The organism is Sphingomonas sp. PvP056 (assembly GCF_040549155.1).
Classification (GTDB): domain Bacteria; phylum Pseudomonadota; class Alphaproteobacteria; order Sphingomonadales; family Sphingomonadaceae; genus Sphingomonas.
Genome location: NZ_JBEPST010000002.1, coordinates 640,712 through 654,288 on the forward strand (window position 1 = coordinate 640,712; position 13,577 = coordinate 654,288).

General features: G+C 64.5%; 14 protein-coding genes. 6 read left to right on the plus strand and 8 right to left on the minus strand.

Translation table 11 applies throughout. From position 1 onward, the window contains the following. Window positions 1–273: 273 nt before the first annotated feature. The 4 genes from ABIC17_RS07230 to ABIC17_RS07245 all read right to left on the minus strand — a co-directional run bounded on the left by ABIC17_RS07230 (window position 274) and on the right by ABIC17_RS07245 (window position 4,251). Entirely contained in the window at window positions 274–1,032 is a 759-nt protein-coding gene (locus ABIC17_RS07230) for a TorF family putative porin (protein ID WP_354280438.1), read from the minus strand. After that, window positions 1,032–2,834, minus strand: a complete 1,803-nt coding sequence (locus ABIC17_RS07235) for a methyl-accepting chemotaxis protein (protein ID WP_354280440.1) — start codon at window positions 2,832–2,834, stop codon at window positions 1,032–1,034. Before ABIC17_RS07235 ends, ABIC17_RS07230 begins: the two co-directional genes overlap by 1 nt. Window positions 2,835–3,103: 269 nt before the next feature. After that, the gene (locus ABIC17_RS07240) at window positions 3,104–3,790 is read right to left on the minus strand and encodes an NAD(P)H-dependent oxidoreductase (protein WP_354280441.1); all 687 of its coding nucleotides are present in this window, start codon (window positions 3,788–3,790) and stop codon (window positions 3,104–3,106) included. A 206-nt stretch (window positions 3,791–3,996) separates the two neighbouring features. Continuing rightward, window positions 3,997–4,251, minus strand: coding sequence for a hypothetical protein (locus ABIC17_RS07245; protein WP_354280443.1), 255 nt, complete (start codon window positions 4,249–4,251; stop codon window positions 3,997–3,999). 185 nt (window positions 4,252–4,436) lie between these two features. On the opposite strand from ABIC17_RS07245, the gene ABIC17_RS07250 reads away from it, so the two are divergent. From ABIC17_RS07250 to ABIC17_RS07275, 6 genes are all read left to right on the plus strand, one after another. Then, window positions 4,437–5,150, plus strand: a complete 714-nt coding sequence (locus ABIC17_RS07250) for a response regulator (RefSeq protein ID WP_354280444.1) — start codon at window positions 4,437–4,439, stop codon at window positions 5,148–5,150. Next, complete coding sequence (locus tag ABIC17_RS07255) at window positions 5,150–6,457, plus strand: ATP-binding protein (RefSeq protein WP_354280446.1); 1,308 nt, start codon at window positions 5,150–5,152, stop codon at window positions 6,455–6,457. The genes ABIC17_RS07250 and ABIC17_RS07255 overlap by 1 nt, the downstream gene beginning before the upstream one ends. Before the next feature lie 145 nt (window positions 6,458–6,602). After that, complete coding sequence (locus ABIC17_RS07260; RefSeq protein ID WP_354280613.1) at window positions 6,603–7,298, plus strand: carbonic anhydrase; 696 nt, start codon at window positions 6,603–6,605, stop codon at window positions 7,296–7,298. Next, window positions 7,295–8,824: a SulP family inorganic anion transporter gene (locus ABIC17_RS07265; protein WP_354280448.1), complete on the plus strand. Its 1,530-nt coding sequence runs from the start codon at window positions 7,295–7,297 to the stop codon at window positions 8,822–8,824. Before ABIC17_RS07260 ends, ABIC17_RS07265 begins: the two co-directional genes overlap by 4 nt. A gap of 169 nt (window positions 8,825–8,993) precedes the next feature. Continuing rightward, window positions 8,994–9,803, plus strand: a complete 810-nt coding sequence (locus ABIC17_RS07270) for a TorF family putative porin (RefSeq protein WP_354280450.1) — start codon at window positions 8,994–8,996, stop codon at window positions 9,801–9,803. Window positions 9,804–9,904: 101 nt separating this feature from the next. Beyond that, a complete protein-coding gene (locus ABIC17_RS07275) occupies window positions 9,905–10,495 on the plus strand; it encodes an NADPH-dependent FMN reductase (RefSeq protein ID WP_354280452.1) in 591 nt (196 codons plus the stop codon). A gap of 4 nt (window positions 10,496–10,499) precedes the next feature. On the opposite strand, the gene ABIC17_RS07280 is transcribed toward ABIC17_RS07275, so the two are convergent. From ABIC17_RS07280 to ABIC17_RS07295, 4 genes are all read right to left on the minus strand, one after another. Beyond that, the gene (locus tag ABIC17_RS07280; RefSeq protein ID WP_354280454.1) at window positions 10,500–11,804 is read right to left on the minus strand and encodes an Hsp70 family protein; all 1,305 of its coding nucleotides are present in this window, start codon (window positions 11,802–11,804) and stop codon (window positions 10,500–10,502) included. A 51-nt stretch (window positions 11,805–11,855) separates the two neighbouring features. Then, entirely contained in the window at window positions 11,856–12,476 is a 621-nt protein-coding gene (locus tag ABIC17_RS07285; protein WP_354280615.1) for a glutathione S-transferase, read from the minus strand. Between the two features lie 2 nt (window positions 12,477–12,478). Next, the gene (locus ABIC17_RS07290) at window positions 12,479–12,862 is read right to left on the minus strand and encodes a ribonuclease H family protein (RefSeq protein ID WP_354280455.1); all 384 of its coding nucleotides are present in this window, start codon (window positions 12,860–12,862) and stop codon (window positions 12,479–12,481) included. A 67-nt stretch (window positions 12,863–12,929) separates the two neighbouring features. Further along, on the minus strand, window positions 12,930–13,577 hold the full coding sequence (locus ABIC17_RS07295) for a L,D-transpeptidase (RefSeq protein WP_354280457.1): 648 nt from the start codon (window positions 13,575–13,577) through the stop codon (window positions 12,930–12,932).

Consider the following 13,577-nt stretch of genomic DNA (forward strand, 5'->3'; position numbering starts at 1 on the left):
GACTCCCGAGAACGCGACAACGCTACGTCAACGATCGATCGGCTGCAATTCCCAATATTCGATCCTTTTCGGGAGAGGCGGCAGCACTGTGCACTGTTGGCTATTGCTGGCCGCCTTCCCGAAAGCTGCCAGTCCGTTTCCCACCACACTGTGACGTATATCGCGCCATTCGGCGCTCAAAGACCGTCGCAGTTAGCGCTGACAACTACAGCCTGCGTCAGGCATCGTGGTGCGTATCTCGAGTGCCGCGCACCCCGCGCAATCCTCGCGGGGTCAGAAATCGAAAGCCACGGCTGCGACGACGCTTCCGCCGTGATGATCCTGGCTATTGCGTCCGCGGTAACGCGCATCGACCCATGCAAGCGAGATCGTGGCCGGGCCGGTGCGGGCGTCGGCGCCCAGTAACCAGTCCAGCTTGGGGGTGCCGGTCACCGTGTTCACGCCCGTTTCGCGACCAATATGGCTTCGCACCTTGAGGGGTAGTCCTGGCAATGGCTTCTCGGCTTCGGCAAACATGTACACGCCATTGCCGGGGCCAAGCGCGTCCTGATGGGGCGTGTAACTGATCCCCAACTTCAGGGTCGCATCGCCCACGTCCTTGGCACCGGCCAGGTACACCTCCGCACTGCTGACCCCGTTCGCACCCGGGTACAGATAGGAGATGACACCGATGTCGAGATCGATGCTGGACACGTTCGCGCGGTAACCCCCGTAGAAGTCGAGTTCGGCGTGCGCACCCTCATACGCGGCAATGCTCGATCCCCATGTACCGGCATACAAACCGACGGGGCTGGCGACTTCTACGGATCCCTGCACGGCTGCACGGCCTGCCGATTGGGTAACCCCTCGAAAGCGGTAATCGCTTACCACCGAAGCGTTCACGCTGATGTTGATCTTGGTGTCGTTCGTCGCCTTGCCATCGGGAATGGCATCCGGGTTCCGGTTCGGGCGGGGACCGGATGCCTCCGCGGATTCCGCGGTGCCCGGCGTGGGTGCGAAAGACGCGACGAGCGCAGGTCTGGCGTCGAGCATCAGGCCGCCTCCAGTTGACGGAGGAAGCGGTTGATGTCGTCACCGAGGTCGGAAAGGGTGCTGGACAGATCGGTAACGGCTGCGTCCATCTGGTCAGCGGCAGCATTCCCAATTGCGATTGCCGAGCTCGCGTTGGTAACCGCCGCGGCAGTGGTCCTGCTTTCGTCAGCGACTGCCTCAATGCCACCACGGATCATCAAGACACCATCGACCTGACGATGGACCGCCGTTGCGATCACACCGGAGGCCGCTTCTGTTCGGCCGAGGGCCGCCACGATCGTGTCGACCGAGGTCGAAGTGGTGACCGTCTGCACACGAAGCTCATCGAGTTGTCCGGCGACCTGGCGTGTCAGCTCGGCCGTATGATTGGCGAGTGCCTTCACCTCGTTGGCGACAACCGCAAAACCGGCGCCTGCCATGCCCGACCGGGCCGCTTCGATGCTGGCATTGAGCGCCAGCAGGTTCGTCTGCTTCGAGACGCGATCGATGGCATCGACGACGGTTTCGATCTCACCCAATGCCTTGGCCAGAGCGGCAACACTGGCACCCACTTGCTGGCCGTCGCAACTCGCGCGCTTTACTTCGCTCAGCGCGAAGCCGGTCTTATGCTGGATCTCTTGTCCTGCCTCGGCGAACGCAACCGCCTTGGGTACCAGTTCGGTCATGTGCAGATCGGTCTGCGCTGCCGCGCTGGTGGCGACGGTTACCAGCTCCTGAAGCCCGCCGGCTTGATCCCGCACCCGTTTCGAAGCGGTTTCCAATACCCGCCCCTGGTGCCGGATTGTCTTGATGGCAGGTCCGAGCCGTTGCTCGAGCCGCATTCTGGCATCAATCAATGCTGCCTGTCTGGCGGCCTTCAGCCGCTCGTTCAGTTCAGCATTGTCCCGTCGGACTTCGCCGACGGTTGTCTCCAGACGCACACGGGCCGCAGCGTCCGCGTCTGCCGCTTCAGCACGGGCGAGGGTGAGCGCGTCGAGCGCGTTTCGCGCGTCATCTGCATCCGCGGCGGACCTCAGCATTGCTGCATTGGTCTGCTGGATGGCACGACGACAATGCCGCAGAATACGCGCACCGATCAGGCCCAGTACCACCATGATCAGCAGCAGGATCGGCAAGGCGATGTCACGCAACGCGGTTCCGGGAAGCTGGCGGGTCCAGACCAGCTCGCCGATGAACGCACCATCGTACCCCCTGAGTTCAACTTTACCCAGGCGGCTGTCTTCCTGCGTGCCGGAAGGGAGAAAGCGCATCTGCTCAAGGCGACGATCGGCACCGAGGGAGGCGATCTGATCCTGCGTCAGCACGTCGATAAACAGGAGGTATGACGCAGGACCGGCAGGCAGCTTGACCTTGCCCGGATCGGGGATGATCGCGGCAATGCTGAAGACGGCAGGTTGGTTACCGATGCGGATCAAACCGCGGATACGATGATCCTCGCCCGTCGGCGTCTTCCTCAATTCCCCTATCACCTGTTTGAGCGTTGGGCCCATCAGGGTGAACGGGTCCAGCCTGGCCGCATGATCACGATCACTGGCATAAATCGCTTGATCATGGGCATCGATGACGAAGCTGTGTTCGTAGCCCTGGGTGTGAAACAGGTAGGGGCCAATGTTGTCGTTGGCCCAGTCGCGATCCATCGTCAGCACCAGCTTGGCGACGGCATCATCCCATGTTGCGTAATCGCTCTGGTTGCGGACCATGAAGTCGAGGCGGTTCGAGATGACCAGCTTCGCCAGTTCCGTTTCCCGGACGGCTTCTTGCCTGTCGGACTGGACCGTCAGCCAGATCAGCAACGTGACCATGATGATGCCGGCAGCCGCCAGGGCGGCGCATAACGGGTAGACGAAATGGCTCCGATAGCTCGGAAGGGGGGCGTCACTCCCTGATTCCCGCCTGTCCCTTCGAGCCGATCGCATCGGCTTGGTCTAGATCGCGACTCTTAAGACGACACTAACTGCCTGAATCGGCGTCGACAGGATGACGGCACTCCCGCGCTGATAATGTTCGAGCCTGATGGCAGACCAGCGGCAAACGGAAGTTCGCTACCACCGCGTCACCCCTGCGCGAACGGTCATTCCGGGATTGCGAAGGCCCCCATCGCTTCCCGTGCGGTAAGCGCATGGCGCGCGGCGGAGAGCGTGCTGCACAGTTTGCGCGCGGATTGCTCCACCCTGTCCAGCATTTCGCGCGCATATTGCGGATCGAGATGCTCGACGACTGCCTCGAAATGCGTGTGCCCGCCGTCCTGCATCCCGAAGATCGACAACAGGTAGCGATCGAACGCGTGCTGCAGCGCTACCCACTGGCCCTGTTCCTCGAGCCAGGCGCGCGTTGTGGCCGATGTCGAGAAGGTCGCGAAGGTCCGCCCGTCGAGGACGGCATCGGGAATATTCCGCACGATCGAATCCGGGGTCAGTGCGGCCCCCAGCACGCGGTCGACATAGCCCTTGATGATCGCGGGCGGCATGCCGAACCACAAGGGATAGACGAAGACGACGACATCGGCCTCGCGCAGGAACCCCAGTTCGCGCGATACGTCGCTGGTCAGGTGATTGCCGATCGCGCCGGGACGGTGGGTCGCGCGCAGCCGCGGATCGAAATCGAGCGCGTACAGGTCGCGCAGGACCGCTTCCTGCCCGCACGCGCGCACCGCGGTGCAATATTGGTCTGCGATCGCATGATTGAAGCTGTTCTCGGCGGGGTGGCCAAGGATGACGACGTGCCGGAGGGGATGCGCCGTGCTGTTGAACTGGACCATCGCAAATCTCCGGTAACGCCGTGGATGTACTAGGTTTACGCGCCGCCCGGCAGCGATCGCCATCCGTAGAGTTACGCAGCCTGCGCCGTGTGCCCGGTATCACCACGCCAAAAAAAAGCCCCGGTTTCCCGGGGCTTTCAAGTGTATGGTGGACCGCCGAAGATCAGGGTGGGGGGCCGGCGGTCCATTGGGTCGCTGAGCGTCGCTCAGTCGATCCCGACTCCGCGCGAAGCCAGGGGTAGCTTCGGCGAATACTGGGCAGTCTCGATGCGGGCGATCTGGCGGCAATTCTGCGGCTGGAAGATCAAGCCCTTGCCGGACTGCATATGGGGTTGGCGAAGCTGGCAGCGCGCGAAGGCGGCCTGCTCGGCGCGGCTCATGCTCGCGCCGCCAGCGAAAGCGGGGGCTGCGACCAAAGCGAGTGCGGGGACGATGGCGACCGTGAATGCGGTACGTAGCATGAATGCAGCCTCCGATAGAATTCGTTGAGCATCATATACGACGCGTCATTTTCCCGCCCTTCGCCAGACTGTGATGAAACGTTGCTCTTGCGGCGCCCTTACGGCACGCTGTGCCGGCGCGTTGACCGCGCAGGCTGGCATCCGTACCGAAGCCCTTCCAACCCCTAAGGTTAGACGTGCTGCTTATGACAACTCCCCCAACGATCGTGCTGGTCGAAGACGACCCCGCTCTGCGCACGCTGACCACCCGCGCGTTGCAGGAGCATGGTTATCTCGTTAGACCCGCGGCTTCCGCGCCCGAGATGTGGCTGGCGATGGAAGCGGGGCCGGTCGATCTGGTGCTGCTCGACATCATGCTGCCCGGCACCGACGGGATCGAGCTGTGCCGCAAGCTGCGCCAGCAAAGCAACGTGCCGATCATCTTCGTCAGTGCGCGCGGTAGCGAGACCGACCGGGTGGTGGGGCTCGAACTCGGCGCGGACGATTATCTCGCCAAGCCGTTCGGCACGCGCGAACTGACCGCGCGGATCCGGGCGGTGCTGCGTCGGGTCGATGCGCCGCGCGAGATGAAGGACCGCGAGCAGGGGCTCATTGCGTTCGACGGCTGGACGGTGAACCTGCCGCGCCGTGAATTGCGGGCGCCCAGCGGTGCGGTGGTCGATCTGACGGGGGCGGAATTCGACCTGCTGACCAGCCTGCTCGACCATGCCGGTCGCGTGATCGCGCGCGAGCGGCTGATCGAACTGTCGCGCACCCGGATGGGCGACAGCACAGATCGCAGCGTCGACGTGCTGGTCAGCCGGTTGCGGCGCAAGCTGTCGGTCGGTGATCAGCCGCCGCCGATCGTGACGGTGCGCGGCGTCGGCTACATGTTCAACGCGACCGTCGAGCGGTCGTAATGACGTTCACGCGACCCTCGCTCGGGCTGATCGGGCGGGTCGTCGCGATCCTGCTGTTCGCGACCCTGGTCGAGTTCGGCATGAGTACCGTGTTGTACGAGCGCGCGAGCCAATTCTCGGTCCGCGACGACGAGGGGCGACGGCTCGCCGAACATCTGGTCATCGCGCGGCGGTTGATGGCGGATCACCCGCGCTCCGGGCGGGAGGCGATGGCGCGTTCGGTCTCGACCGCGCATTATGCGATGGCGTGGCACACCGAAGCGCCGCCGCGGAGCGACCCGGCCTTGTCCGAAATGCGGGCCAAGGTGCTCGCCTGGGAGCCGGTGCTCCAGTCCTCGCCGCTGCGGATGCGGCTCGAGCCTGCGGTGACGGGCTCCTACGTCTCGGGCGCGGCGGGGTTGCCCGATGGCAGCTGGCTCTATTTCCGCACGGCCGAGGCGATCGACAGCCTCGACCAGTCGCGCAATCGTATCCTGATCGCGCTCGGGATCGCCGGCGTCGTGATGGCGCTTGGCGGCGGGCTGATCGGGCGGACGTTGCGGCCGATGCGGCTGCTCGCGAGTGCGGCAGATCGGTTCGGGACCGCGGAAGCCGCGCCGCTTGCGGAGGAAGGGCCGACCGAGGTCCGCCGCGTGATCACCGCGTTTAATCGGATGCAGGCGCGGATCCAGCAACTCATCACTGATCGCACGCAGGCGCTGGCAGCGGTCGGCCACGATATCCGCACACCGCTCGCGCGGTTGCGCTTGCGCGCGGAAAGCATCCCGACCGAACCGGTCCGCGACGAAATCCTGGAAGACGTGGCGGAGATGGACGCGATGGTCGGATCGTTGCTCGCGTTCCTCGGCGGGGAAGACGACCCGGAGAAGCCCGTGCTCGCTGATCTAGGTGTGCTGTGCGCCACGCTCGCTGATGATGCCGCCGACCACGGGCGCGCGGTGACCTATGTCGGACCCGATCATCTCGAGCATGTCTTCCGGCAGCTCGGCGTCAAGCGGGCGCTGTCGAACCTGGTCGAGAACGGACTGCATCATGGCGAGCACGTTACGATCGCGCTCAGTCTCGAACCCGATGCGGTGATCGTGCGGGTCGAGGACGATGGTCCCGGCATTCCGGAAGAACAGCTGCGCAGCGTGCTTGAACCGTTCGTCCGGCTCGATACCGCCCGGCGGCGCGATACGCTGGGGCTCGGGCTGGGTCTGGCGATCGTGTGTCGCGCGGTCGAGCTCGAGAAGGGCAACCTCACCCTCAGCAACCGTCTTGAGGGCGGATTGCGCGCCGAGATCCAGCTGCCACGCACACGCTGACAGGACCGGGATCGTGCCACGGGTTTGCCTTTGAACGGCAATCCTTTTTTACAAACGTGCCGCGTTGCAGCAAGGCGCCACCCGTACCGTTTCCTGTGAAATCCGCGAAATCCATATTGCGGAGCCAACAGCAGGAGCACAGTGCATGAACGAGCTCATCGGTCGCGTCTTCGACTTTCAGAAGAACGTTTTTCCACAGAGGAGCGCGCTCTACCAGAACCTCGCTGCCAATGGGCAAAGCCCCAAGGCGCTGATCATCTCATGCTCGGATTCGCGGGTCGTACCCGAGGAAATCCTCCAGGCTGCACCGGGCGACCTGTTCGTCTGCCGTAACGCGGGCAACATCGTCCCGCCGTTCAGCAACGCCAATGGTGGCGTGACCTCGACGGTCGAATTCGCGGTGATGGTGCTTGGCGTGCGCGACATCATCATCTGCGGTCACTCCGACTGCGGCGCGATGAAGGCGCTGATGAAGCCGGGTTCGCTCGAAACCATGCCCAACGTCGCCGCCTGGCTGCGCCACAGCGATGCCGCATTCAGCGTCGTTCGCGACGGTTACCCGGAATTGTCGGGACCGGAGCAGGCACGTGCCGCCGCGCTCGAGAACGTCGTGGTGCAGCTCGCGCATCTGCGGACGCATCCGTCGGTCGCATCGGGGATCGCGCGCGGCGAGATCGCGTTGCATGGTTGGTTCTTCGACATCCACAACGGTGTCGTGCTGGCACTCGATGGTGCGAGCGGTCGTTTTGAAGAGATTAGTGAAGGTAACCCGATGCCGGTCGCCTTGGCTGCACAGAAGCGGTTTGCCGCTGGTGAGCCTCTTCTGGAGGCTGCGGAATGACCAAATTCGGTGTGAAGCTCCCCACGATGGCGTTGGCAACGCGCGATTTCACGGCGTCGATCGTCGTGTTTCTCGTGGCGATGCCACTCTGTATGGGCATTGCGGTCGCTTCCGGCGTTCCGCCGGAAAAGGGGCTGATCACCGGTATTATCGGCGGCATTGTCGTCGGTGCGTTTTCAGGCTCCCCGCTGCAGGTCTCAGGACCGGCAGCGGGGCTTGCCGTTGTCGTGTTCGAGCTCGTCCGAGACAAGGGTCTTTCGGCGCTTGGTCCGATCCTCATTCTTGCCGGGCTGATCCAGCTGATCGCCGGCATCGCCAAACTCGGCGGTTGGTTCCGCGCGATCTCGCCGGCTGTTGTGCACGGCATGTTGGCCGGCATCGGCGTGCTGATCGTCGTCGGCCAGTTCCACGTCCTGTTTGACGCACGGCCATTGCCGAGCGGGTTGCAGAACCTTGTGGCAGCGCCCGAACGGTTGATGGGTCTGTCGCCGCTCAACGTCTCCAACGTCGAACATGCGTTCATGATCGGTGTCCTGACGATCCTCGTCATGCTCGGTTGGGAACGTTTCCGTCCCGCTGCGCTGAAGCAGGTGCCTGCCGCGCTGATCGGCGTGCTGGTCGGAACGCTGACCGCGTTCGCGCTCGGGCTGCAGATCAACCGCGTCGACGTCCCGCAGTCGATCGTCTCGGCGATCGCGCTGCCGGGACCCGAATTCCTTGCCAAATGGGTCGATCCGTCGATCATCGTCGCGGCGATCGCGATTGCGTTCATCGCCAGCGCGGAAACGCTGCTGTCAGCGGCGGCGGTCGACCGGATGCATGACGGTGTGCGCACCGACTATAACAAGGAATTGCGGGCACAGGGCATCGGCAACCTGCTCTGCGGTGTTGCAGGGGCCTTGCCGATGACGGGCGTGATCGTCCGCAGTTCGGCGAACGTCCAGGCGGGGGCGACATCGCGTCTCTCGACGATGCTGCACGGGGTCTGGATCCTCGGCTTCGTTGCGTTGCTGCCGTGGTTGCTGCGCGAGATCCCGATGGCGGCGCTCGGCGCGGTGCTGGTGATCACCGGCGTCCGTCTGGTCAGCCTGGCGCACGTCAAGCATCTGTTCCACAGCTACGGCGTGCTGCCCGCGTTGATCTGGTTCGTAACGCTCGTCACCGTGGTGACGCAGGACCTGTTGACCGGCGTGTTGATTGGTATCGCGCTGTCGGTGCTGGAGCTTTTGCCCCATGCGCGTCGGCTTGGCCTCAATGTCGACCGGACGGCGGGCACGAACGGGACCGACATGGCCTTGTCGGGCAGCGCGACCTTCGTGACGCTGCCCAAACTGTCGGACACGCTGGAATCGCTTCCGTTGCGCGGGCCCGATCACGGGATCGTGCGGATGGACGTATCCGGGCTGACCAAGGTCGACCATACCTGTGCCGAATTGCTCAAGGAGTTCATGTCGCGACGGCGCGCAGGCGGCAATCCGGTCGAACTCACTGGCGCGTCTCCCAAGTTGGCAGCGATGATGGCCTGATGACCTCAATCTCAGCAATACTTTGTTACAGAGTAGCAATGTGTCATTGAGGGAGCGGCTGATAGAGGATGCTGGTGCGAGTCGACCGTCCACCACTGCCTTCGGGCAGTGAGAGGGGCGGCAGCTCGGCCCCAGGCGGGAACCTTTCCTTGGATCAGAAGGGTATCCCATGTTGCGCTATTGTATTGCCTCAACCCTGTGTCTCGCCGCCGTTCCGGCTGCCGCGCAGGAAACCGCGCCACCTCCGCCGGTGACGGTCACCGGCAATGTCGCCTTGGTATCGGACTATCGTTTCCGGGGCGTTTCCCAATCTGATGAAGAGATTGCCGTCCAGGGCGGCGTCACGATCACGCATGAGAGCGGCTTTTACGGCGGCTTCTGGGGATCGAACCTGTCCGGCTGGGGCACGTTCGGCGGCGCCAATATCGAATTGGATCTGATCGGCGGCTATAAGCGCACGATCGGCAACGGCACGGTCGATGTCGGCCTCACCTGGTACATGTACCCGGGCGGCGCAGCCAACACGGACTTTGCCGAACCCTATGCCAAGGTGAGCGGGACGCTCGGTCCGGCAACTTTGCTGGCCGGCGTCGCCTATGCGCCCAAGCAGCGGGCGCTGGGCAACTTCTCCAATACGCCGGAAAGCCGTGGCCAGAGCCAGGACAATCTGTACCTGTGGGGCGATACGAGTGTCGGCATTCCCACCACCAAGATGACGGCCAAGGCGCACATCGGCTATTCCAAGGGCAATCCCGGCCTTGGGCCAAACGGTACGAGCGTGACCCCGACGGGCGAATATTGGGACTGGCTGGTGGGACTCGACTACGTCGTCGGGCCGCTGACCTTCGGTGCGGCCTATGTCGACACCGATATCAGCAACCGCGAGGCCGCTTACCTGCAGCCGAACTTCTCACGGACCAAGAACGGCGAATCAATCGCGAACGGGAAAATCCTGTTCTCGATCTCTGCGGCTTTCTGATGATACTGTAACGGATCGGCGAAAGCCGGGTACGGACGCGCGCGGTGTGACGACACCCGCGCGTTTTGTATGTGTAGCGATCTTTCCCGGAGAACTGACGTATGAGCGACCGCATTCTGATCTTCTACGGCTCCTACCGGTCGGATCGCCTGGGCATTCGCCTGGCTGAGTACCTCGTGACGGCGTTCCGTGCGCGTGGCGCGAGCCCCGAACTCATCGATGCGAAGGCGGTCGACCTTCCGATGCTCGATCGCATGTATAAGGAATATCCGACCGGGACCGCACCCGCGGCGATGGAGGCACTCGCGGCCAAGATTTGTGCGGCGGATGCCTTCGTGTTCGTCGCGGGGGAGTATAACTGGAGCGTCCAGCCGGGTCTCAAGAACCTTACCGACCATTTCCTCGAAGAATGGTATTGGCGTCCGGCGGCGATCGCGAGCTATTCGGCGGGGCGCCTCGCGGGTGCGCGTTCGGCGACGGCATGGCACGGGATCCTGTCCGAGATGGGCATGGTCGTCACCTCGACCCCGCTCGCGGTCGGTGGGATCGGCAAGGCGTTCGATGCCGAGGGCAATCCGGTCGGGGAGGGCGGTGCCGCCGCCGCCAAGGCGTTCCCGCGGTTCGCCGACGATCTCGCCTGGTGGACCGAAGCCGCCCGCGCGCAACGCGAGCGGCGGGATCCGCCCTATTGATGCGTCAGGCGGCCCAGGCCGCCAGATCGCCCTGTTCCCCGATCAGCGCGAGGCCATGCGCGATCGACGTCAGCTCACCACCGCTCGCGATGCGATCTTCGCCGAAGCGTTCGGTAAACATGCGCCGCACCCGCGGCGTCAGCGACGAGCCGCCGGTGAGGAACACGCGGTCGATGGTGGCCGCGGTGGTCGCCGACATTTGGAGCACGTGATCGACCGCGGTTTCGATCCGCGCGATATCGGGGGCGATCCACGTTTCGAATTGCGCCCGGGTGACATCTGCCTCGATCGACAAGCCCCCGCCCTGGAAGTGGAAATGCGCGTGTTCGTTGCGCGAAAGGTCGCGTTTCACGCGCCCGACCGCCTCGTGCAGCGGAAACCCCAGTTCTTCCTCGATCACCGCGATCATCCGCCCGATCGCGTCCGGGTCGAGCGCCGACTTACGCAGCTTCTCTAGCTCCGCAATGGTCCGGCGGTTGCGCATCAGCGCAAGCCGCGACCAGTCCGCAAAATCGGCGAAATAGCCGCGTGGGATTTCAAGAATCTTGTCGAACGAGCGATACGAACCGCCTTCGCCCAGCAACGGCATGACGAGCTGTTCGACGATCCGCGCATCGAACCGGTCGCCCGCGATCCCGACGCCGGCATGGCCGAGCGGTACACAGCGCCGCGCCGCGCCGGGGGCTTCGATCCGCACCACCGAAAAATCGCTCGTCCCGCCACCGAAGTCGGCGACCAGGATCGTAGCGGGGTCGCTGATCCGCGACGCATAGCTGAACGCCGCGCCGAGCGGTTCGTAGACATAATGCACTTCCGCGCCGAGATTGCCGAACATCAGGTCATAGCGTTGCCGCGCCAGCGCCGCGTCGGGGCGGTGCCCGGCATATTCGACCGGACGCCCCACCACGATCCGCGACGCACGCTCCAGCATCCCGTTCGACCGCGCCGCCATCTTGTCGAGGAACGTCTGGCCGAGATCCTCGAAGCGGTAGCGCCGATCGAAGATCGTCGCGTGTTCGAACGTCGGGTTGGCCGCCACCGACTTGAACGACTGCAGGAAGCGGCTGCCTTGCGGATATTCCAGATATTCGGCGATCGCCCACGGTCCGGCTTCGGCGGCGATCCCGCCTTTGACCGTATCGTCCTCCCAGAAGCACAGGGCGGACCGGAAGGCGGCATCCGGTCCGTCCGGGGCCTCGAGCGGGAGCAGGTCGGACACACCGCCACGCGCGATCGCGGCGACCGAGTTGGTGGTCCCGAAATCGAGGCCGAGCGTGAAGGGGGCGGAGGAGGAACGCGGATCGGACATGCGCGTGCCGCTACACAGGACGGGGCAATAGCGCAAAGCCTGAGCGGTGGATCACGGCCAGTGGATCGGGGCGTCTTTGGGCGACCACGGATCGAAACGGACCATGACGGTCTCGAACAGCGCCGATTGCAGGTGGCGCGCGAGCCAGTCCTGTACCCGCGGCAGAGGCAGTTGCGCGAACCAGTCCGGGTCGATCGCGGCGAATTGCCGGACGAACGGCATGATCGCGGAGTCCGTCAGGGAACGCCGGGTCCCGCAGAGGTTATCATGCCGCGCCAGACGCTGTTCCAGCAGACCGAGCCATTCGACCGCGGCGACGCGGTGCGCGACGGGATCGGACCCGTGGCGTTCGGGGTATTTGGTGCGGTCGAGATGGTGTTTGAACCGGTCGTCGCAGTCCGCGATCAGCGCGGTATCGTCGCCGTCGAGCCATGCTTCGGGATCGTGCCGGTGTAATGCCCACCGCATGATATCGATGCTCTGGTCGATCACGCCACCTCCGGCGAGGACGAGCACGGGTACGGTCCCCTTGGGGGAGGCCGCAAGCATCGCCTCCGGCTTGGCGCGAAGCCTGATCTCCCGCACTTCGACCCGGACGCCGCTCACCGCAAGCGCGAGCCGCGCCCGCATCGCATAGGGGCATCGCCGGAAGGTGTAGAGCGTGTCGACCATCGTCACCGCGCATGAAACCGCGCGAGCGCGATGCCTGCGAGGTTCTGCGTGCGTCGGACGTAGCGGATCGGGGGCAGGGTGCCGCCCGCCAGCGCCAGCAGGGCAGCGCGATGCTCGGCGGATGGGCCGCGGCAGCGGTGCGCATCCGAAGCCTGCGCGATGACGGCGGCGGCGTCTCCGAGCAGGACATAGGCGCTACGGGCAAGATCCAAATCGCGGGCGAGCTGCTCGGCCGCGATGAGCGCCAGCCATTCCGCCGTCATGCTCGATCCTTCTCCAAGATCGCGGCGGATGTGCGTCTGCCCCCGCGCAACGAGCGCAATTTCCATCCGCCCCGGGTTCGGTTGGCAACCGCCATCGAAGAAGATCTTGATGCGGGCGGGCATGGTGGCGGTGTTCTGTCCGAGCGGTTGAAACAGGAACCCGATACTGAGGTCGTCCCGAAAGTGCCAGTCAGCTGCGGGGTGCGGATGGCAATCGAAGGGTCGGGAAGGTTTCGCCGGGGGTATGCTGCTCGGGCAGGATGTAGACGATCCCGTCGGCTGGCCTGAACAATGGCGCGACGACGGTTTCGTAGAAAATGCGGGGCACGTTGATGCAACCGAATGATACGCGATTGTCATCCGGGGTGGGGGTCGCAAGCCGCGTCAGGCGATGTTCGATGCGGCTCGTCGTGACGACGCGGTGCAGTGACAAGCCGGTGTCATAGTCGATCCACAGCACATCCTCATGCAGATCGCGCCCGATCCGCGCTTCGAACCGGCCCGCCTGGGTGATCCGGTCGGCGGGTCCGATCTGCGCGAGGGGCCGCGATCCGATGCCCGCAGGAGGCACATCGCCGCGCGCCGCCCCGAGCAGCGCGGGCGTGCCGCCGCGCACGGTGCCGTCCGCGTCGAACGCGACCACTTGCGCCGCCACCTTGTCTACGATCAGAAAGGGGCGGCCATGCGTATCCCCGGACGCGACGATCTGCGTGGCGAGCGCCTTTATTGCAGACGTCTCGAGCGGGAGCGAAGCTGGTTCCGCTTGAGCGCTGCCGGTCGCCGCGATGAGCAGCGCTGTGGCGAGGGTCGCGCGGCGGCAGGATCGACCCCAAGGCAC